Genomic DNA, 20,267 nt, shown 5'->3' with positions numbered 1-20,267 from the left:
AGTGTCTTGTTCAATGACGTTCCTAATTCAAACTCAGAATGAGTGGCGCTCATTAAACACGACGGCGTTTTGGAGGGCGGCATCCATTATGAGGAACTGGAGTCACGTCACGAATTGCAGTCACTTCTAAACCTGTTGCTTGTAATGAACGAATTGCTGCTTCACGTCCAGAACCAGGTCCTTTAACTGTTACGTCTACAGTTTTAAGTCCATGTTCCATTGCCACTTTAGTTGCGGCTTCTGCAGCCATTTGAGCGGCAAAAGGAGTTGATTTTTTGCTTCCTTTAAAGCCTAATGATCCTGCTGATGACCATGCTAATGCATTACCATGTGTATCAGTAATCATTACGATTGTATTGTTGAATGTAGAATGGATATGTGCTACACCTGATTCTATATTCTTTTTGACACGGCGTTTACGACTAACTTTTTTTGCTGCCATGAAGTTCTAACCTCCTTCACTTAGGAATTATTTTTTCTTGCCTGCTACTGTTTTAGTAGGGCCTTTACGAGTACGTGCATTATTTTTCGTGTTTTGTCCACGAGTTGGTAATCCACGACGGTGACGGATTCCACGGTATGAACCGATTTCCATCAAGCGTTTGATGTTTAAGTTCACTTCACGACGAAGATCCCCTTCAACTTTTAACTTATCAATTTCCGCACGAATCGCATCTGTTTGTTCGTTTGTTAAATCACGTACACGAACATCTTCAGATACGCCAACGTTTGCTAAAACTTTTTTAGCTGTAGTGTTACCAATACCATAAATGTAAGTAAGAGAAACTACTACACGTTTGTCACGAGGGATGTCTACTCCTGCAATACGAGCCATTATTCGTTACACCTCCTAATTATCCTTGACGTTGTTTATGTTTTGGATTTGCTGGGCAAATAACCATAACACGTCCTTTACGGCGAATTACTTTACAATGTTCACACATTGGTTTTACTGATGGTCTTACTTTCATGATAATACCTCCTGTGGTTTTACGGAGTACAATTATTTAAAGCGATAAGTAATACGGCCACGCGTTAAATCATACGGTGATAATTCAACTGTTACTTTGTCACCAGGTAAGATACGGATGTAGTGCATACGGATTTTACCTGAAACAGTAGCAAGAACTTGGTGTCCATTTTCTAGTTCGACTTTAAACATTGCATTCGGCAAAGTTTCGACGACTGTACCTTCGACTTCAATCATATCTTCTTTTGCCACGCACAGTACCTCCTTGTACTTGTTTCGCGTTTTCACACGATAAAACGGCGGAAACTCCAGCTCCCACCTAGAAATTCTCAACTAACTTCGTTATTCATTTTGATGTCACAAAACTGTAGAAGTCGGACTGATATATTCTACCATATTTAGTTATGTTTTGGCAAGAGAAACTGAATACAACAACAGGGTTAAACTGCGGGCAATTGGAAATTAGTTTTCGTCAATGATTTTTTTCACATCAGAAAAAACAGTATCGATTTCGCGATTGCCATCGATTGTATGCATCAAGCCTTGTTCTTTATAGAAAGCTAAGATTGGTGCGCTACTTTCAATGTTGACTGCCAAACGATTTTTAACCGTTTCGGGCTTATCATCTTCTCTTTGGTAGAATTCATGTCCGCCACAGCGATCACAAGTGCCTTCAACTTTTGGCGGGTTGAATAATTTATGATACGTTGCGCCACATGTGCGACAGATGAATCGTCCAGCTAAACGCTCGATTAATACATCTTCTTCTACATGGATGTCAATGACAGCATCAATTTTTTTGTTTAATTCTTTAAGCATTATATCTAATGCTTTTGCTTGATCCAGTGTACGTGGGAAACCATCTAATAGGAATCCTTTGTCTGTATCTGGTTCAGCAAGGCGTTCTTTAACAATTCCGTTTGTTACTTCGTCAGGAACCAGTTCACCTTTATCGATATAAGATTTCGCTTCTAGGCCCAAGGCAGTTTCATTTTTCATTGCTGCACGGAACATATCTCCAGTAGAAATATGTGGAATGCCATACGTATCAATGATTTTTTCTGCTTGGGTGCCTTTACCTGCTCCAGGTAATCCCATTAAAATGAGGTTCATATATTCTCCTCCTAATTTTAAAGACCGGCTTATGAAGCTAGCCATATGTGAGAATGGTGCTGAGGTAAAACCTCAACACTCGATTCTTACTTATTGATAAAGCCGACATATTGACGTTTCATCATTAATCCTTCTAATTGTTTCGTTGTTTCTAATGCAACCCCGATAACGATTAGTAAACTTGTTCCACCTAAACCGATTGATTGAGGTAAGTTCCAAACCATTTGCGCAATGATTGGAAGTAAAGCAACAAGTCCTAGGAAAATTGAGCCGACAACACTTAATCTCATTAACACGCCAGATACATATTCTTCTGTACCTTTACCTGGTCGCACGCTTGGAATGTAGCTTCCTTGTTTTTGTAAGTTTTCCGCTAATTTCTCAGGGTTTACTTGAACAAATGCATAGAAGAACGTAAACGCAACGATTAGGACAGTATAGATGATTGCCCCTGGAACTGTGTTATAACTAAAGATTTTTGTCATAATGTCATACCAATTTTCACCAGCGAATTTTGATGAGAAAGCTTGTAAAATGGCATTTGGTGTTGCAATTAACGAGCTGGCAAAGATAACTGGAATAACCCCAGCAGCATTTACTTTTAACGGTAAATAACTACTTGTTGGTGCACCAGAAACACGTTTTGTATATTGGATTGGAATCTTACGTTCTGCTTGTTGGAAGAACGTTACGACTGTAACAATCACCAAAATAGCAATAACTAAGATTGCAATGAAAATAACAGATTGCCAAATACGAGAAGACTCGATATTGACGAAGTAATCTTCATAGATTTCTTTGACTGCTCCTGGCAAACGAGAAATAATCCCGGCAAAGATAATCATTGAAACACCATTTCCGATTCCTTTTTCTGTAATTTGTTCACCCATCCAAGTCACAAACATCGTCCCAGCAGTTAAAATAACTGCAATCATCACAAAGGTACCTAAGGTTGGATTGTTGACAATCCCAGTTTGACTTAAGCTATTAAAACCAGCAGTGATCCCCATTGACTGAGCCACACCCAAGACAATCGTTAGATATCTTGTTGCTTGATTTAATTTCTTACGCCCAACTTCCCCTTGTTTTGACCATTCTACAAATCTAGGTACAATATCCATTTGCAATAGTTGAATAATAATAGAGGCTGTAATGTATGGCGAAACCCCCATCGAGAAGATAGAGAAGTTTTGCATGGCACTACCACTCACCATATTCAACATATTCAAAAAGGGTAAGCTACTTAAATCAGACAATCCCTTTGCATTCACCCCGGGCACAGTAATGTGCGCACCTAGGCGAAATACAAACAAGATTAAAACTGTAAATAAGATTTTTGATCTAATGTCTTTGACTTTAAAGGCGTTCTTTAATAGCTTGAACAATTAGATCACCTCGATTGAACCACCAGCAGCTTCGATAGCTTCTTGTGCTGATTTCGAGAATTTAGCTGCTTTCACAGTTAATTTTTTCGTTAACTCACCATCTGCAAGAACTTTGATTCCCGCTTTTTCGTTTTTAACGATTCCTGCTTCTTTTAGGACAACAGGAGTTACTTCTGTTCCATCTTCAAAACGGTTTAAAGTATCTAAGTTCACAACAGCGTAATCTTTACGATTAATGTTTGTAAACCCACGTTTTGGTAAACGACGGAATAATGGAGTTTGACCCCCTTCAAATCCTAAACGAACACCACCGCCTGAACGGGCTTTTTGCCCTTTTTGTCCACGGCCAGCTGTTTTACCATTACCAGATGAAGTACCACGTCCAACACGGTTACGTACTTGGCGTGAGCCCTCAGCAGGTTTTAATTCATGAAGTTTCATAGGTTTGGCACCTCCTTAAGCAATCTTCTATTACAAATCTATAAATCTTAAACTTCTTCTACGTCCACTAAATGTGAAATAGTGTTAACCATACCTTTGATTGCTTCATTGGCAGGTTTTGTAACAGTACTATTCACTTTACCTAAACCTAACGCTTTAACTGTAGCACGTTGGTTTTGAGGACGTCCGATAACACTGCGTTTTAAAGTAATTTTTAATTCAGCCATTATTTTTGTCCTCCTTAACCGATAATTTCTTCTACAGATTTACCGCGAAGTGCTGCCACTTCTTCGGCACGTTTTAATTGTTTTAGACCTTCAACAGTTGCGCGAACAACGTTAATAGGTGTGTTTGAACCTAGTGATTTAGATGTAATATCTGCTACACCAGCTAATTCCAATACGGCACGAACTGGTCCACCAGCAGCTACCCCAGAACCTTCTACTGCAGGTTTCATAAGGATACGGCCGCCACCGAATACGCCAATTACTTCGTGCGGGATAGTAGAACCAACCATAGGCACTTCAACTAAGTTTTTCTTCGCGTCTTCGATTGCTTTACGGATAGCTTCAGGTACTTCTTGTGCTTTACCAGTACCGAAACCAACGTGTCCGTTTTTGTCACCGACAACAACTAAAGCTGCGAAACGTAAACGACGTCCACCTTTAACAACTTTTGTTACACGGTTGATCGCTACAACGCGGTCTTCTAATTCCAAATGTTTTGGATCAATATAAACCATGAATGGTGTTCCTCCTTCTCCTAAAATTCTAGTCCATTTTCACGAGCAGCTTCAGCTAAAGCTTGCACGCGGCCATGGTAAAGGTATCCACCACGGTCGAAGACTACTTTTTTGATGCCTTTTTCAGCGGCACGTTCAGCAACTAGTTTACCAACAGCTGCAGCTGTTTCTGTTTTTGTTCCACCTGAAATTTCTTTATCCAAGGCAGAGGCACTTGCTAGCGTCACACCCGCTACGTCATCAATGACTTGCGCGTAGATGTTTTTGTTAGAACGGAAAATGTTCAAGCGTGGGCACTCAGCAGTACCAGAGATTTTGTTACGTACACGACGATGTCTCTTTTGACGTGTTTTGTTTTTATCTGGTTTTGTAATCACAATTTTCACCTCTTTGATTTAATGTTTACTACTAATATTTCAAGCAGTCAGCAGATTACGGAAAAGAGAAGCTGGCAGACAAGACAAAAGCATTTTATTGGAAAAATCCCATAAAATGACAGTTGCTTGTTGTTGACTTCTGTTTTCTACACAGCTGTTATTATTTACCAGTTTTACCTTCTTTACGGCGTACAAATTCACCAACATAGCGAATCCCTTTGCCTTTATAAGGTTCTGGAGGACGAACGCCACGGATGTTAGCAGCTAATTCACCAACAACTTCTTTGTTGATGCCTTTAACGATAACTTGTGTGTTCGCAGGTACTTCAAATGTTACGCCTTCTGGTGCTGTCATTTCGACAGGATGAGAATAACCAACGTTTAAAGTTAATTTGTTGCCTTGTACTTGGGCACGGTATCCGACCCCGATAAGTTCAAGTGCTTTTTGGAAACCTTCAGAAACACCAACAACCATGTTGTTGAAGTTTGCACGAGTTGTTCCGTGGATTGTTTTCATTTCTTTTGAATCGTTTGGACGAGTGAATGTCACTTCGTTTCCTTCGATGTTCATTTTGATATCAGAAGAAAATTCGCGTGTTAATTCACCTTTAGGTCCTTTAACTGTAATGTTGTTTCCGTCTTGCTTGATTTCAACACCAGCAGGAAGAACAACAACTTTATTACCAATACGGCTCACTTAGAGACACCTCCTTGTGTATTTTTTAGAATTACCATACGTAGGCGATTACTTCGCCGCCGATATTTTTCGCTCTAGCTTCTTTGTCAGTAATTACACCCTCTGATGTAGAGATGATTGCAATTCCTAGACCGTTTAATACTTTTGGTACTTCGTCAGCTTTTACGTATGCACGTAAACCTGGTTTAGAAATACGTTTTAAGTTTGTGATAACACGTTCTTCGTTTTTACCATATTTTAGGAAAACACGGATTACGCCTTGTTTGTCATCTTCGATGTATTCTACGTCGCGGATAAATCCTTCACGTTTCAGGATTTCTGCGATATCACGTTTGATTTTTGAAGCAGGTACTTCTAAAGTTTCATGTTTAACCATGTTCGCATTACGAATGCGAGTTAGAAAATCTGCAATTGGATCTGTCATGACCATTGAACTATTTACCTCCTTTATGCGAGTTTACTTGTTTACCAGCTAGCTTTCTTCACGCCGGGAATTTGACCTTTATAGGCAAGTTCGCGGAAGCAAATACGGCAAAGATGAAATTTACGATAAACTGAATGTGGACGTCCACAACGTTCACAACGAGTATAAGCTTGTGTTGAATGTTTAGCAGGACGTTTGTTTTTAGCAATCATTGATTTTTTAGCCACGTAGTTCGCCTCCTTATATTATTTTTGGAATGGCATACCTAATTGTGCCAACAATTCGCGAGACTCTTCGTCAGTGTTCGCTGTTGTAACAATTACGATGTCCATACCGCGTACTTTATCTACTAAATCATAATCAACTTCTGGGAAGATTAATTGTTCTTTAATACCTAAAGTATAGTTACCACGACCATCGAAAGCTTTTTTGCTGACACCGTGGAAGTCACGTACACGAGGTAAAGAAACTGTTACTAATTTATCTAAAAATTCGTACATTCTTTCGCCGCGTAGCGTTACTTTCGCACCGATTGGCATTCCTTCACGTAAACGGAATCCAGCGATAGATTTTTTAGCTTTTGTGATAAGTGGTTTTTGACCAGTGATTAATGCTAATTCTTCAACAGCTTTGTCTAAGTTTTTAGCATTTGATACTGCATCACCCACACCCATGTTGATAACGATTTTATCAACTTTAGGTGTTTGCATAACTGAGCTGTAATTAAATTTTTCCACCAATGATGGTGTTACTTCTTTAATATATTTTTCTTTCAGGCGGTTCATTCAGTAAGCCCTCCTTCCGCAATTTTTATTTATCTAAAACTTCACCTGTTTTTTTAGAAACGCGGACTTTTTTGCCGTCGACTTCTTTAAACGCAACTTTAGTAGCTTCTCCGTTTGAAGGATCAATCACCATTACATTAGAAACATGAATTGGCGCTTCCACTTCAAGGATTCCACCTTGTGGGGCTGCTTGGTTTGGTTTTTGGTGTTTTTTAACGACGTTGACACCTTCAACGATAACTTTATCTTGTTTAGGAAACGCTGCTAAGACAACGCCTTCTTTGTTTTTATCTTTACCAGTGATAACTTTTACTTTATCGCCTTTTTTAACAAACATTACTGTTTCGCACCTCCTTTAACGTGGGCTCGAGATTATAATACTTCTGGTGCTAGAGAAACGATCTTCATGAAGTTGTTTTCACGTAATTCACGTGCAACTGGTCCGAAGATACGTGTTCCGCGTGGGCTTTTATCGTCACGGATAATTACCGCAGCATTTTCATCAAATTTGATGTAAGAACCGTCAGCACGACGAGCGCCAGATTTTGTACGAACGATAACGGCTTTAACTACTTCACCTTTTTTAACAACCCCACCTGGCGTTGCTTGTTTGACAGTAGCAACAATAACGTCACCGATGTTAGCAGTTTTACGACCAGATCCGCCTAGGACTTTGATCGTTAAAATTTCACGTGCGCCAGAATTGTCAGCGACTCTTAAACGACTTTCTTGTTGGATCACGATGTGTATCCCCCTTTCAGATTTTGTGCTTCAATCTATTAGGAAATTCTCGTTTTATTAGATAATAACTGCTTCTTCGACTACCTCTAGTAAACGGAAACGTTTTGTAGCTGATAATGGACGAGTTTCCATGATTTTTACGATGTCTCCAACTTTCGCTGTGTTGTTTTCATCATGCGCTTTATATTTTTTAGAATATTTCATACGTTTGCCATAGATAGGGTGGTTTTTCTTTGTTTCAACGACAACTGTGATTGTTTTATCCATTTTGTCTGATACCACGCGACCTTGGTAAACTTTACGTTGATTTCTTTCTTCAGTCATACGCGTTTGGCCTCCTTCCACTATTAGTTAGCTTGTTCACGCAATACTGTTTTGATGCGTGCAATCGATTGACGTACTTCTTTAATACGTGCAGTGTTTTCTAATTGACCTGTTGCTAATTGGAATCTTAAGTTGAACAATTCTTCTTTTAATTGTTTTTCTTTATCTAGCATTTCGGCAGTGGTTAATTCTCTGATTTCTTTAACCTTCATTCGATTCACCACCCATTTCCTCACGTTTTACGATCTTAGTTTTTACCGGCAATTTGTGAGATGCAAGACGAAGAGCTTCACGAGCTACTTCTTCAGGAACGCCTGCGATTTCAAACATGATTTTACCACGTTTAACTGGTGATACCCAGCCTTCTGGTGCCCCTTTACCTTTACCCATACGTACGCCGATAGCTTTACTTGTGTAAGACTTGTGAGGGAAAATTTTAATCCATACTTTCCCGCCACGTTTCATGTAACGAGTCATTGCAATACGGGCTGCTTCGATTTGACGGTTAGTAATCCAGTGAGATTCAGTTGCTTGTAAACCCCATTCACCAAATGCTACTTCTTTTCCGCCTTTAGCTTCACCGCGCATTTTTCCGCGGAATTCACGACGGTGTTTTACACGTTTAGGTACTAACATGATTATTTCCCTCCTTTCTCAGTGTTTTTTTTCGTTGGAAGAATTTCTCCACGATAGATCCACACTTTAACTCCTAGTTTTCCGTAAGTAGTGTCCGCTTCTTCCCATGCGTAATCAATGTCCGCACGTAATGTGTGAAGTGGTACAGTTCCTTCAGAGTATCCTTCTGAACGAGCGATATCCGCACCGTTTAGACGACCTGATACTTGAGTTTTGATTCCTTTAGCGCCAGCACGCATTGCGCGTTGGATGGCTTGTTTTTGAGCACGACGGAAAGCAACACGGTTTTCTAATTGACGTGCAATTCCTTCGCCTACTAATTTTGCATCTAAATCTGGTTTTTTGATTTCAACGATGTTGATGTGAACTCGTTTGCCAGTTAATTTGTTTAATTCTTTTCTTAGGTTTTCGACTTCAGATCCGCCTTTACCGATAACCATACCTGGTTTAGCTGTGTGAATTGAAATGTTAACACGGTTTGCAGCGCGTTCGATTTCAATTGTAGATACAGCAGCATCAGCAAGTTTTGTTGTGATAAATTTACGGATTCTTAAATCTTCGTGTAAGAATTCAGCATACTCTTTTTCAGCATACCATTTCGCATCCCAGTCGCGGATGATGCCTACACGCATTCCAATTGGATGTACTTTTTGACCCACTGATTGTCCCTCCTCTTAAATGTTTAAGCTCTGTTTTCATAAAGAAAACAGCCTATTTCATGAGACTTATTTCTCTGTTACAACTACTGTGATGTGACTAGTACGTTTGTTGATTGGTGAAGCTGAACCTTTTGCACGAGGACGGAAACGTTTCATTGTTGGTCCTTCGTTAACAAATGCTTCAGATACGACTAAGCTTTCAACGTCTAAGTCAAAGTTGTTTTCTGCGTTAGCAACTGCTGACATTAAAACTTTTTCAATGATTCCAGCAGACTTGTTCGGTGTGAATTTCAAGATTGAAATTGCATCCGCAACGCTTTTCCCTCTGATAAGATCGATTACTAAACGTGCTTTACGAGGTGAAGTGCGAACTGTTTTTGCAGTTGCTTTAGCTGATGTAATTTGTTCTGACATTTGCATATCCTCCCCTCAAAATTAGCGTTTAGTTTTTTTATCGTCAGCAACGTGGCCACGATAAGTTCTAGTTGGTGCAAATTCACCTAATTTATGTCCTACCATGTCTTCTTGAATGTAAACAGGGACATGTTTCCGTCCATCATATACAGCGATTGTGAAACCTACGAATGATGGAAAAATTGTAGAGCGGCGAGACCAAGTTTTAATTACTTTTTTCTTTTCGGCACCTTGTTGTGCTTCGACCTTTTTCATCAAATGATCATCGACGAAAGGTCCTTTTTTTAAACTACGACCCATGGTGAACCTCCTCTCAAAATGTACGACACATGGTCAAAAAAATTATTTAGTACGACGACGAACGATAAGTTTGTCTGATTTAGCTTTTTTATTACGTGTTTTGTATCCAATTGCTGGTTGACCCCATGGAGATACTGGCGCTTTACGTCCAATTGGTGTTTTACCTTCACCACCACCGTGTGGGTGATCGTTAGGGTTCATTACGCTACCACGAACAGTTGGGCGTTTACGCATCCAACGAGAGCGGCCAGCTTTACCAATGTTGATTAATTCGTGTTGTTCGTTACCAACTGAACCGATTGTTGCACGGCAAGTTGCTAAGATCATACGAACTTCGCCAGAGTTTAAGCGGATTAATACGTATTTGCCTTCTTTACCAAGTACTTGCGCGCTTGTTCCAGCCGAACGGATTAATTGTCCACCTTTACCAGGTTTCATTTCAATGTTGTGGATAACTGTACCAACTGGAATGTTTTCCAATGGTAATGCGTTACCTACTTTAATATCTGCTTCTGGACCAGATACTAGGCGCATGCCTACTTCTAATCCTTTTGGTGCTAAGATGTATGCCTTAACCCCGTCTTCGTAATGAACTAACGCGATGTTAGCAGAACGGTTTGGATCGTACTCGATCGTTTTAACAACCGCTGCGACGTTATCTTTATTACGTTTGAAGTCAATCACACGGTATTGACGTTTGTGACCGCCACCTTGGTGACGAACCGTAATGCGACCGTTGTTGTTACGACCGGCATTGTTTTTTAATGGCTGTAACAATGATTTTTCTGGTGTTGAAGTTGTGATTTCAGCGAAATCAGAACTTGTCATGTTACGACGGCCATTTGTGGTAGGTTTGTACTTTTTAATCGCCACGTCTTATTTCCCTCCTACGTTGATATTGTTCAGGACTGCTTATTCAGCAGCTTCGAATAATTGAATTTCTTTTGAATCTTCAGTTAATGTAACGATCGCTTTGCGACGTTTTTTTGTATAACCTGCATATTTACCCATGCGTTTGAATTTTGGACGCACGTTTAAGATGTTTACGTTTGCTACTTTAACATCGAATGCTGATTCAACAGCTTGTTTTACTAAAGTTTTGTTTGCGCGAGTGTCCACTTCGAAAGTATATTTCTTTTCGTCCATAGCTAACATGGATTTTTCAGTGATCACTGGGCGTTTGATTACGTCTAGTAATTCCATTATGCAAGCACCTCCTCAATTTGAGTAAGAGCTGTTTGTGTTGCCAAGACTTTGTTAGCTGACACAACATCTAACACACTAACGTTATCAGAAGTTACTACAGAAACGTTTGGTAAGTTACGAGCTGATAAAGCTGCAAAGTCGTTACCATTTTCTAAAACAACTAATACTTTAGTATCGATAGACAAGTTAGCAAGAACTTGTTTGAATTCTTTTGTTTTTGGTGCATCGAAGCTTAAACCTTCTACTGCTACCAAGTTATTTTCAGCAACTTTGTCTGATAATACAGATTTCATTGCTAAGCGACGAACTTTTTTAGGAAGTTTGTAGCTGTATGAACGCGGTGTTGGTCCAAAGACTACGCCACCTCCACGCCATTGTGGTGAACGGATTGAACCTTGACGAGCACGACCAGTTCCTTTTTGACGCCATGGTTTGCGGCCACCGCCACGAACAGCGCTACGGTTTTTAACTGCGTGTGTTCCTTGTCTTAATGAAGCACGTTGCATGATGATTGCATCATAGACAACACTTTCATTAGGTTCGATTCCGAAGATTTCTTCATTTAAAGTGATTTCACCGTTTTGAGTTCCATCTTGTTTGAATAATGCTACATTCGGCATTCCTTAGTTCCTCCTTTCCCTACACTTATTTAGCTTTCACAGCTGATTTGATTGTGATTAAAGATTTTTTCGCTCCAGGAATGTTTCCTTTGATTAAGATAACATTTCTTTCTACGTCCACTTTAACAACTTCAAGGTTTTGAATTGTTACGCGGTCGCCACCCATACGGCCGGCTAGTCGTTTATTTTTAAATACACGGTTAGGCGCTACTGGACCCATTGACCCAGGACGACGGTGATAACGAGAACCATGAGACATAGGTCCGCGGCTTTGGCCGTGACGTTTGATTGCCCCTTGGAATCCTTTACCTTTCGTAGTACCTGTAACATCAACAACGTCTCCTGCTTGGAAAACATCTACTTTGATTTCTTTACCTACTTCATATTCTCCTAGCTCAACATTCTTGAATTCTTTAATGAAGCGCTTAGGAGCCGTGTTTGCTTTTGCAACATGACCTTTCGCAGGTTTGTTTGATAAAACTTCACGTTTGTCTTGGTAACCAACTTGGATAGCTTCGTATCCGTCAGTTTCAACAGTTTTTACTTGTAAAACTACGTTTGGCGTAGCTTCAACTACTGTTACTGGAATTAATTCACCAGACTCAGTAAAGATTTGTGTCATTCCCACTTTTTTCCCTAAGATTCCTTTGGTCATGAGTACACCTCCATCTTAATTTTATAGTTTGATTTCAATATTAACACCAGACGGTAAGTCAAGCTTCATTAGAGCGTCAACTGTTTTTGGTGTTGGGTTCACAATGTCAATTAGACGTTTGTGAGTACGCATTTCGAATTGTTCGCGAGAATCTTTGTATTTATGAGTCGCACGAATAACTGTGTAAAGTGAGCGTTCTGTTGGTAATGGAATCGGACCTGATACGTCAGCTCCAGTTCTTTTTGCTGTTTCCACAATTTTATCCGCTGATTGATCTAAAATACGGTGTTCATACGCTTTTAAACGGATACGAATTTTTTGTTTTGCCATCTTGTTCCCTCCTTCGCCTATTTTAAAAGTAGACATAGCTCCACGAAAATTTATCCGGCATGCTCGTTCATGGCAAAGCGTCCGAGCGTGTCGCAACCTCTCGCTTCACAGCCGGCAAATCAAATCGTTGATCTACCAATGCTTTTTACACTCCTGTAAACAGCACCTTTTTGATTATACTATGAAAGGATAGTGTTAGCAAGGATTTTCTGCGTTTTTTTGAAAGAATTTTTTCTTGTTTTGAAAAGCATTTGTTTTGTTTTTCAATTCTTTTCATTCTATTTTTATAAAAAAAGAATTTGAGATTCCTTTTTTACCAGAATCTCAAATTCTCTCTTTTTTATTCTATTAACCAATCCGGCGCATTGGAATATCATTGTTATCTGGATGAACCAATAAATATTGAATAACATCAATATTGCTTGCTTGGAATGAGGCTGCACATGCTTGCAAATATAAGTCCCACATTCGATAGAAGCGCTCGCCTTTTTCGTCAACAATTTCTGTTTCTATATTATGGAAGTTTTTTGTCCAATGTTCCAACGTCAATTGATAATCTCTGCGCAAACTTTCCAAGTCAATCACTTGCAAGTCGTTTTCTGTCATATGGCCGACTAGCTCAGTGACACCAGGAATATAGCCACCTGGAAAAATATAACGATTAATCCAAGCATTTTTAGCCCCGCCTTGTTGGCGACTGATCCCATGAATCAACGCCGTACCTTTAGGCGCTAAATTTCGCTGAACGACATCAAAATATTCATGTAGATTTTCCGCACCGACATGTTCAAACATCCCGACACTCGTAATATGGTCAAAAGACTCTCCTTTTAAATCACGATAATCCATCAATTTGACAGTCATTCGATCTTGTAGACCTTCTTTTTCTATAATATGGCGAATATGATGAAATTGCTCTTCACTTAATGTAATCCCAGTTGCTTTGGCTCCATATTCTTTCACCGCAGTTAAAATTAACGTGCCCCAGCCGCAGCCAATATCCAGTAAAGTGTCGCCCTCTTTGATAAACAATTTATCTAAAATATGATGAACTTTATTCACTTGCGCTTGTTCTAATGTATCTTCAGGCGTTTTAAAATAAGCACATGAATACGTCATTGTTTGGTCAAGCCATTTTTTGTAAAAATCATTTCCTAGATCGTAATGGCTGTGAATATCCTCTTGTGAACGTTTTTTTGAATGACTTTCTTTAGGAAGCCATTTAATAAATTTAGCATTGTGTAAAAAGCTATCCTTTTGGTTATACACATCATAAATCAATGCTTGGATATCGCCTTCGATTTCAATTTTGCGATCCATGTAGGCTTCCCCTAAAGTTAACGAAGCGTTATTCAGTAAATCCTTCACAGGAATTTTTTCATTGAATACAATTTTAAAAACCGGATCCCCCGACCCTTGCCCATACTCTTTGACGGTACCATCCCAGTATGTGACTTGTGTCTTTTTTGAAAAAGACCATTTAAACAGTTGACTGTACGTTTCTTTTTCTAACATTGCATTCCCTCCATTAAATACCATTTGAAGCCAAAACAAAAAGAAGTCGCTTTCCGGTAGTTCGTCAAAACAAACACCACAGTCCGTTCTAAACTGAAGCACAGAAAAGTTAACACCCCTTCTATGTTCCGCTTCTTTTTTTGCAATTACAGTTCTATTCTACTCCTCTTTTAAAAATTTGAACATTCTTTTAACGTAATACCTACTATTGTTATTCTTTATCACAAAAAAACTAGAGCCAGTCCTTGACAGACTCCTCTAGTTCTAAATATTATTCTTTCTTACGCATCCGTTGTTCCGCATAAGTGTATGCACCATGCCACACATGCCCCACATAAGGATTAACTTGAATACCGTGTTTAATCGCCGCCGCTACAAATTTTTTTGCTAAAGTTACTGCTTCTAACACCGAATAACCTTTCGCCAAGCCAGCTGTGATTGCCGCTGAAAAAGTACAACCTGCACCATGATTATAATCAGCAGGATATAATTCATTTTCCAAAAGATGCGCGGTGTGACCATCGTAAAACAAGTCCAGTGCTTTTTCACCAGCTAAGCGATGTCCCCCTTTAACCACGACATGTTTGGCTCCCATTTGTACAATTCGTTTTGCCGCTTCTTCCATCTCCGCCACGGAAGAAATTTCGCCTAAACCAGATAAGATGCCCGCTTCAATTAAATTAGGCGTAGCAACTAATGCTAATGGCAGTAAATCGTTTTTTAGGCCTTCCACACTTTTTGGTTGCAGAATTTGTGCCGTGCCCTTACAAGCAATGACTGGGTCAATCACGACTTTTTGAATTTTCTCTTGTTTAATGTATTTGCTAGCCATTTTAATGTTTTGTTCATTGCCCATCATCCCTGTTTTCAAGGCCGCTACTGGACCGCCTGCAAAAACCGAAATCAATTGTTTTTCTAAGAGCGTTTCTGGCAATTCAGTCACTTCATGCGACCAGCCTGTCGTAGGATCCATCGTCACAATCGAGGTTAAACTTGAAAACCCAAAAACTCCATACTCTTCAAATGTTTTTAAATCTGCTTGAATCCCTGCCCCTCCAGTTGAATCGGAGCCTGCAATCGTCAATACTTTTTCCATTAAATCACCTAACCTTTTTCTCCAAGTATACGGAAGAAACAAGTCTGCTAAAACAGCCAATTGGCTTATTTTTTAGCCAGCCAATTTCTAAACAAAAAAAAGACCAGAGAATAAATTCTCTGGCCTTACGTCCGAATACCCCAGTTTTTTACGCTGGTTAAAGCTATAGTTAAAAAGTTAATTATTTAACGATTTCAGTAACAACGCCTGAACCTACAGTACGTCCGCCTTCACGAATAGAGAAACGAGTTCCGTCTTCGATAGCGATTGGGTGAATTAATTCAACGTCCATAGCAACGTTATCACCAGGCATTACCATTTCAGTACCTTCTGGCAATTCTACAACACCAGTAACGTCTGTTGTACGGAAGTAGAATTGAGGACGGTAGTTAGTGAAGAATGGAGTGTGACGTCCGCCTTCTTCTTTTGATAATACGTATACTTCAGCTTTGAATTTTGTGTGTGGAGTGATTGTAGCTGGTTTAGCTAATACTTGTCCACGTTCGATATCTTCACGTGCTACACCACGTAATAAAGCACCGATGTTGTCGCCTGCTTCAGCGTAGTCTAATAATTTACGGAACATTTCAACACCTGTAACAGTTGTTTTAGATGTTTCGTCTTTAATACCAACGATTTCAACTTCGTCACCAACGCGAACTTCACCACGTTCAACACGGCCTGTAGCAACAGTACCACGTCCAGTGATTGAGAATACGTCTTCGACTGGCATCATGAATGGTTTGTCAGTATCACGTTCTGGAGTTGGGATATATTCGTCAACTGCAGCCATTAATTCTAAGATTTTTTCTTCATAAGACTCGTCGCCTTCTAAAGCTTTCAAAGCAGAACCTGCGATAACTGGAACATCATCGCCTGGGAAATCGTATTCTGATAATAAGTCACGAACTTCCATTTCTACTAATTCTAATAATTCTTCGTCATCAACCATATCCATTTTGTTTAAGAATACAACGATGTATGGTACACCAACGTTACGTGATAATAAGATATGTTCACGTGTTTGAGGCATAGGACCATCAGCAGCAGAAACTACTAAGATAGCTCCGTCCATTTGAGCAGCACCAGTGATCATGTTTTTAACGTAGTCCGCGTGTCCTGGGCAGTCAACGTGTGCATAGTGACGAGTTTCAGTTTCATATTCGATATGAGAAGTGTTGATTGTGATTCCACGTTCTTTTTCTTCTGGAGCGTTATCGATAGAATCGTAGCTTTGTGCTTCCCCGCCACCGTGTTTTGATAATACAGTAGCAATTGCAGCTGTTAATGTAGTTTTACCATGGTCAACGTGTCCGATAGTACCAATGTTAACATGGGATTTAGAACGGTCAAATTTTTCTTTTGCCATTTTGAATGTTCCTCCTAAAAATATAAATTTTATTGTTTGTTTTATATGTGATAGACGTTACTAAAAATCGTCTGATCATCATAAGCTATTTTACACGAAATCTTGAAAAAAGGATAGTTCTAAAAACAAACCTTTTATTCTCAAGGAAAATTATGCGTTGCCGCCGTTTTTCTTGATGATTTCTTCTTGAACAGACTTAGGTACGTCTTCATAGTGGTCAAATACCATCATAAATGTACCGCGTCCTTGTGTTGCTGAACGTAATGTTGTAGCATAACCAAACATTTCAGCTAAAGGTACCATCGCATTAACGATTTGAGAGTTACCGTGTGCTTCCATACCTTCAACACGTCCACGACGACTTGTTACGTGTCCCATGATATCACCTAAGTAATCTTCAGGAACAGTAATTGTAACTTTCATCATTGGTTCTAAAATAACTGGGTTTGCATTTTTAGCCGCAGCTTTCAATGCCATAGAAGCAGCTACACGGAAGGCCGTTTCATTTGAATCGACATCGTGGTATGAACCATCGTAAAGTTTTGCTTTGATATCAACTAATGGATAACCAGCAAGAACACCGTTGTTCATAGAGTCTTCTAACCCTTTTTCAACTGCTGGGATGTATTCACGAGGAACCACACCACCGACAATTGCGTTTTCAAACTCGAAGCCTTTACCTTCTTCATTTGGTGTAAATTCAACCCATACGTGACCGTATTGTCCTTTACCACCAGACTGACGAACGAATTTACCTTCTGCTTTAGTCGCAGCACGGAATGTTTCGCGGTAAGATACTTGAGGAGCACCTACGTTAGCTTCAACTTTGAATTCACGTTTCATACGGTCTACTAAAACGTCTAAGTGCAATTCACCCATACCAGAGATAACTGTTTCACCAGTTTCAACGTTTGTTTCAACGCGGAATGATGGATCTTCTTCAGCAAGTTTTTGTAGAGCCACGCCCATTTTATCTTGGTCAGCTTTTGATTTAGGTTCAACAGCGACTTGGATAACTGGGTCAGGGAATTCAATAGATTCAAGAATAACTGGTGCATCTAATGCACATAATGTATCACCAGTTGTTGTGTCTTTTAGACCAACAGCAGCAGCGATATCACCAGAGTACACTTTGTCAATTTCTTGACGAGTGTTGGCGTGCATTTGTAGGATACGACCGATACGTTCTTTTTTGCCTTTTGAAGCGTTCAATACGTATGAACCACTTTCAAGGACACCAGAATAAACACGGAAGAAAGTTAAACGACCTACGAATGGGTCAGTCATAACTTTAAATGCTAATGAAGCGAAAGGTGCTTCGTCATCAGCTGGACGAGTTGTTTCTTCGTCTGTTTTAGTATCGATCCCTTTGATAGCATCGATATCTAATGGAGATGGTAAGTAATCAAGAACAGCGTCCAACATTAATTGAACCCCTTTATTCTTGAATGCTGAACCAGCTAATACAGGGAAGAACTCAACGTTGATTGTTGCTTGACGGATACCAGCGACTAATTCTTCTTCAGTGATTTCTTCACCTTCAAGATATTTCATCATTAAGTCTTCGTCAGTTTCAGCAACAGCTTCAACTAATTTTTCGCGCCATTCTTGCGCTTTTTCTAAATAATCTTCAGGAATATCAGTTTCTTGAATATCTGTTCCCAAATCATTTGTGTAGATTTCAGCTTTCATTTTAATCAAGTCAATGATTCCAGTGAAGTCTTCTTCAGCTCCGATTGGAATTTGAATTGGATGAGCGTTTGCTTGTAAACGATCATGTAATGATTCTACTGAATAGAAGAAGTCCGCACCGATTTTATCCATTTTGTTACAGAATACAATACGAGGAACTTTATATTCAGTCGCTTGACGCCAAACAGTTTCTGTTTGAGGTTCTACACCTGATTGAGAGTCAAGAACTGTTACCGCACCATCTAATACGCGTAGAGAACGTTGTACTTCAATTGTGAAGTCCACGTGTCCTGGAGTATCGATGATATTTACACGGTAGCCTTTCCACTGTGCAGTTGTCGCAGCGGATGTAATCGTGATACCACGTTCTTGTTCTTGTTCCATCCAGTCCATTTGTGAAGCACCTTCATGGGTTTCACCGATTTTATGGATTTTACCAGTGTAGTACAAGATACGCTCAGTTGTTGTTGTTTTACCAGCATCAACGTGGGCCATGATACCAATGTTACGAGTTTTTTCAAGTGAAAATTCTCTTGCCATTTTGTATGTTTACTCCTCTCTTTATTTAAATCGATTGTAAATTGACTTTCTGCTGCCACTTTACGCGACAGACAGAGAGGATCTTACCAACGATAATGAGCAAATGCGCGGTTTGCGTCTGCCATTTTGTGTGTGTCTTCGCGTTTTTTAACAGAAGCGCCAGTGTTGTTAGCAGCATCCATGATTTCTTTCGCTAGACGTTCTTCCATTGTGTGTTCACCACGTAGACGTGCGTAGTTAACTACCCAACGTAAACCTAAAGTTGTACGACGTTCTGGACGAACTTCAACTGGTACTTGGTAGTTAGAACCCCCAACACGACGTGCTTTAACTTCAAGAACAGGCATAACGTTTTTCATTGCTTGTTCAAAAACTTCCAATGGATCGTTACCTGTAGATTCTTTGATGATATCAAATGAATTATAGATAATGTTAGCAGCAATCCCGCGTTTACCGTCAACCATTACACGGTTGATTAAGCGAGTTACTAATTTTGAGTTATAAATTGGATCTGGTAAAACATCACGTTTTGCAACAGGACCTTTACGAGGCATCCGTAACTCCTCCTTCCGAAATATGATTTTTCAAGTTGTTATTGTCTTATTATAATTAAGCTTTAGGACGTTTTGTACCGTATTTAGAGCGGCTTTGTTTACGGTCGTTAACACCGGCAGTATCAAGCGCACCACGAACGATATGGTAACGTACCCCTGGTAAGTCTTTTACACGTCCACCACGTAATAATACCACGCTGTGTTCTTGTAAGTTGTGACCGATACCTGGGATATAAGCTGTAACTTCGATTAAGTTTGACAAACGAACACGGGCATATTTACGTAAAGCTGAGTTCGGTTTTTTAGGTGTCATCGTACCCACACGTGTACAAACTCCACGTTTTTGCGGAGAGTTAACGTTTGTTTGAGTTTTCTTAAAACTGTTATATCCTTTGTTTAAGGCTGGTGAATCAGATTTTTCTACTTTAGATTTACGAGGTTTACGTACTAATTGGTTAATTGTAGGCATTCCTTGTTCTCCTCCTTCCTTACTTCGCTTCTAGTTCCACACATCCAGGTGGTTCTTTTTTCGCGATAAAAAATAATGCAATCTCTGCACTCTTTATCAAATATGCTTTGATAGACAGTCAGCACGTCCCTATAAGGAACCTGTAGATAAAGCACCTTTGTTAGGATACCACGATAAGTATCAACTGTCAACCCTCTTCTTTCGCCTTTCGAA

Annotated in this window: 33 protein-coding genes; all 33 read right to left on the bottom strand. The window is 39.7% G+C overall.

Annotated elements, in window-relative coordinates:
• Positions 1–52: 52 nt before the first annotated feature.
• Positions 53–442: a 30S ribosomal protein S11 gene (rpsK, locus tag IGI97_RS00885; RefSeq protein WP_002356226.1), complete on the bottom strand. Its 390-nt coding sequence runs from the start codon at positions 440–442 to the stop codon at positions 53–55.
• Between the two features lie 27 nt (positions 443–469).
• Positions 470–835 carry a 30S ribosomal protein S13 gene (rpsM, locus tag IGI97_RS00880; RefSeq protein ID WP_002356225.1) on the bottom strand — a complete coding sequence of 122 codons (366 nt, stop codon included), beginning with the start codon at positions 833–835 and terminating at the stop codon, positions 470–472.
• Positions 836–854: 19 nt separating this feature from the next.
• The gene (gene rpmJ, locus IGI97_RS00875; protein ID WP_002288710.1) at positions 855–971 is read right to left on the bottom strand and encodes a 50S ribosomal protein L36; all 117 of its coding nucleotides are present in this window, start codon (positions 969–971) and stop codon (positions 855–857) included.
• 32 nt (positions 972–1,003) lie between these two features.
• Positions 1,004–1,222 carry a translation initiation factor IF-1 gene (infA, locus tag IGI97_RS00870; protein ID WP_002356224.1) on the bottom strand — a complete coding sequence of 73 codons (219 nt, stop codon included), beginning with the start codon at positions 1,220–1,222 and terminating at the stop codon, positions 1,004–1,006.
• Between the two features lie 210 nt (positions 1,223–1,432).
• A complete protein-coding gene (locus IGI97_RS00865; protein WP_142957523.1) occupies positions 1,433–2,083 on the bottom strand; it encodes an adenylate kinase in 651 nt (216 codons plus the stop codon).
• Positions 2,084–2,169: 86 nt separating this feature from the next.
• Entirely contained in the window at positions 2,170–3,468 is a 1,299-nt protein-coding gene (secY, locus tag IGI97_RS00860; protein ID WP_002359350.1) for a preprotein translocase subunit SecY, read from the bottom strand.
• Positions 3,469–3,909: a 50S ribosomal protein L15 gene (rplO, locus tag IGI97_RS00855; protein ID WP_002356221.1), complete on the bottom strand. Its 441-nt coding sequence runs from the start codon at positions 3,907–3,909 to the stop codon at positions 3,469–3,471.
• A 47-nt stretch (positions 3,910–3,956) separates the two neighbouring features.
• Positions 3,957–4,136 carry a 50S ribosomal protein L30 gene (rpmD, locus tag IGI97_RS00850; RefSeq protein WP_002356220.1) on the bottom strand — a complete coding sequence of 60 codons (180 nt, stop codon included), beginning with the start codon at positions 4,134–4,136 and terminating at the stop codon, positions 3,957–3,959.
• Positions 4,137–4,150: 14 nt separating this feature from the next.
• Positions 4,151–4,651, bottom strand: a complete 501-nt coding sequence (gene rpsE, locus IGI97_RS00845; protein WP_002356219.1) for a 30S ribosomal protein S5 — start codon at positions 4,649–4,651, stop codon at positions 4,151–4,153.
• A gap of 20 nt (positions 4,652–4,671) precedes the next feature.
• Positions 4,672–5,028, bottom strand: a complete 357-nt coding sequence (gene rplR, locus IGI97_RS00840; protein ID WP_002356218.1) for a 50S ribosomal protein L18 — start codon at positions 5,026–5,028, stop codon at positions 4,672–4,674.
• 160 nt (positions 5,029–5,188) lie between these two features.
• Complete coding sequence (rplF, locus tag IGI97_RS00835; RefSeq protein WP_002356217.1) at positions 5,189–5,725, bottom strand: 50S ribosomal protein L6; 537 nt, start codon at positions 5,723–5,725, stop codon at positions 5,189–5,191.
• Between the two features lie 31 nt (positions 5,726–5,756).
• Entirely contained in the window at positions 5,757–6,155 is a 399-nt protein-coding gene (gene rpsH / locus IGI97_RS00830; RefSeq protein ID WP_002356215.1) for a 30S ribosomal protein S8, read from the bottom strand.
• A 35-nt stretch (positions 6,156–6,190) separates the two neighbouring features.
• Positions 6,191–6,376 (bottom strand): type Z 30S ribosomal protein S14, encoded by a 186-nt coding sequence (locus IGI97_RS00825; RefSeq protein ID WP_002356214.1) that lies wholly within the window; start codon positions 6,374–6,376, stop codon positions 6,191–6,193.
• A gap of 18 nt (positions 6,377–6,394) precedes the next feature.
• Positions 6,395–6,934: a 50S ribosomal protein L5 gene (gene rplE, locus IGI97_RS00820; protein ID WP_002356213.1), complete on the bottom strand. Its 540-nt coding sequence runs from the start codon at positions 6,932–6,934 to the stop codon at positions 6,395–6,397.
• A 25-nt stretch (positions 6,935–6,959) separates the two neighbouring features.
• On the bottom strand, positions 6,960–7,271 hold the full coding sequence (gene rplX, locus IGI97_RS00815) for a 50S ribosomal protein L24 (RefSeq protein ID WP_002356212.1): 312 nt from the start codon (positions 7,269–7,271) through the stop codon (positions 6,960–6,962).
• Between the two features lie 35 nt (positions 7,272–7,306).
• A complete protein-coding gene (gene rplN / locus IGI97_RS00810) occupies positions 7,307–7,675 on the bottom strand; it encodes a 50S ribosomal protein L14 (RefSeq protein WP_002356211.1) in 369 nt (122 codons plus the stop codon).
• 57 nt (positions 7,676–7,732) lie between these two features.
• A complete protein-coding gene (gene rpsQ / locus IGI97_RS00805) occupies positions 7,733–7,999 on the bottom strand; it encodes a 30S ribosomal protein S17 (protein ID WP_002359348.1) in 267 nt (88 codons plus the stop codon).
• A gap of 23 nt (positions 8,000–8,022) precedes the next feature.
• A complete protein-coding gene (rpmC, locus tag IGI97_RS00800; RefSeq protein WP_002383858.1) occupies positions 8,023–8,211 on the bottom strand; it encodes a 50S ribosomal protein L29 in 189 nt (62 codons plus the stop codon).
• Positions 8,201–8,635: a 50S ribosomal protein L16 gene (gene rplP / locus IGI97_RS00795; protein WP_002356208.1), complete on the bottom strand. Its 435-nt coding sequence runs from the start codon at positions 8,633–8,635 to the stop codon at positions 8,201–8,203. Before rplP ends, rpmC begins: the two co-directional genes overlap by 11 nt.
• Positions 8,636–8,637: 2 nt before the next feature.
• Complete coding sequence (gene rpsC, locus IGI97_RS00790; RefSeq protein ID WP_413555824.1) at positions 8,638–9,294, bottom strand: 30S ribosomal protein S3; 657 nt, start codon at positions 9,292–9,294, stop codon at positions 8,638–8,640.
• Positions 9,295–9,360: 66 nt separating this feature from the next.
• Positions 9,361–9,708, bottom strand: coding sequence for a 50S ribosomal protein L22 (gene rplV, locus IGI97_RS00785; protein ID WP_002356206.1), 348 nt, complete (start codon positions 9,706–9,708; stop codon positions 9,361–9,363).
• Positions 9,709–9,729: 21 nt separating this feature from the next.
• Entirely contained in the window at positions 9,730–10,008 is a 279-nt protein-coding gene (gene rpsS, locus IGI97_RS00780) for a 30S ribosomal protein S19 (protein WP_002356205.1), read from the bottom strand.
• 42 nt (positions 10,009–10,050) lie between these two features.
• A complete protein-coding gene (rplB, locus tag IGI97_RS00775; RefSeq protein ID WP_002356204.1) occupies positions 10,051–10,881 on the bottom strand; it encodes a 50S ribosomal protein L2 in 831 nt (276 codons plus the stop codon).
• A gap of 39 nt (positions 10,882–10,920) precedes the next feature.
• Entirely contained in the window at positions 10,921–11,211 is a 291-nt protein-coding gene (locus IGI97_RS00770) for a 50S ribosomal protein L23 (RefSeq protein WP_002356203.1), read from the bottom strand.
• Positions 11,211–11,834 (bottom strand): 50S ribosomal protein L4, encoded by a 624-nt coding sequence (gene rplD / locus IGI97_RS00765; protein WP_002356200.1) that lies wholly within the window; start codon positions 11,832–11,834, stop codon positions 11,211–11,213. The genes IGI97_RS00770 and rplD overlap by 1 nt, the downstream gene beginning before the upstream one ends.
• 25 nt (positions 11,835–11,859) lie before the next feature.
• Positions 11,860–12,489: a 50S ribosomal protein L3 gene (rplC, locus tag IGI97_RS00760; RefSeq protein ID WP_002356199.1), complete on the bottom strand. Its 630-nt coding sequence runs from the start codon at positions 12,487–12,489 to the stop codon at positions 11,860–11,862.
• 21 nt (positions 12,490–12,510) lie between these two features.
• Positions 12,511–12,819, bottom strand: a complete 309-nt coding sequence (gene rpsJ / locus IGI97_RS00755; RefSeq protein ID WP_002389727.1) for a 30S ribosomal protein S10 — start codon at positions 12,817–12,819, stop codon at positions 12,511–12,513.
• Between the two features lie 348 nt (positions 12,820–13,167).
• Positions 13,168–14,334 (bottom strand): SAM-dependent methyltransferase, encoded by a 1,167-nt coding sequence (locus IGI97_RS00750; RefSeq protein WP_002389616.1) that lies wholly within the window; start codon positions 14,332–14,334, stop codon positions 13,168–13,170.
• Positions 14,335–14,605: 271 nt separating this feature from the next.
• Positions 14,606–15,430, bottom strand: coding sequence for a bifunctional hydroxymethylpyrimidine kinase/phosphomethylpyrimidine kinase (gene thiD, locus IGI97_RS00745; protein ID WP_438737800.1), 825 nt, complete (start codon positions 15,428–15,430; stop codon positions 14,606–14,608).
• A 181-nt stretch (positions 15,431–15,611) separates the two neighbouring features.
• Positions 15,612–16,799, bottom strand: coding sequence for an elongation factor Tu (gene tuf / locus IGI97_RS00740; RefSeq protein ID WP_002356194.1), 1,188 nt, complete (start codon positions 16,797–16,799; stop codon positions 15,612–15,614).
• A gap of 150 nt (positions 16,800–16,949) precedes the next feature.
• Positions 16,950–19,031 (bottom strand): elongation factor G, encoded by a 2,082-nt coding sequence (gene fusA, locus IGI97_RS00735; RefSeq protein ID WP_002356192.1) that lies wholly within the window; start codon positions 19,029–19,031, stop codon positions 16,950–16,952.
• A gap of 83 nt (positions 19,032–19,114) precedes the next feature.
• Complete coding sequence (rpsG, locus tag IGI97_RS00730; protein WP_002356191.1) at positions 19,115–19,585, bottom strand: 30S ribosomal protein S7; 471 nt, start codon at positions 19,583–19,585, stop codon at positions 19,115–19,117.
• A 55-nt stretch (positions 19,586–19,640) separates the two neighbouring features.
• Positions 19,641–20,054 (bottom strand): 30S ribosomal protein S12, encoded by a 414-nt coding sequence (gene rpsL, locus IGI97_RS00725; RefSeq protein WP_002356190.1) that lies wholly within the window; start codon positions 20,052–20,054, stop codon positions 19,641–19,643.
• Positions 20,055–20,267 lie beyond the last annotated feature (213 nt).

Origin of the sequence: Enterococcus sp. DIV2419 (genome assembly GCF_051711865.1) — a bacterium.
In the GTDB taxonomy this organism is placed as follows: Bacteria; Bacillota; Bacilli; order Lactobacillales; family Enterococcaceae; genus Enterococcus; species Enterococcus faecalis.
This window is presented reverse-complemented; position numbering and strand designations above follow the sequence as displayed.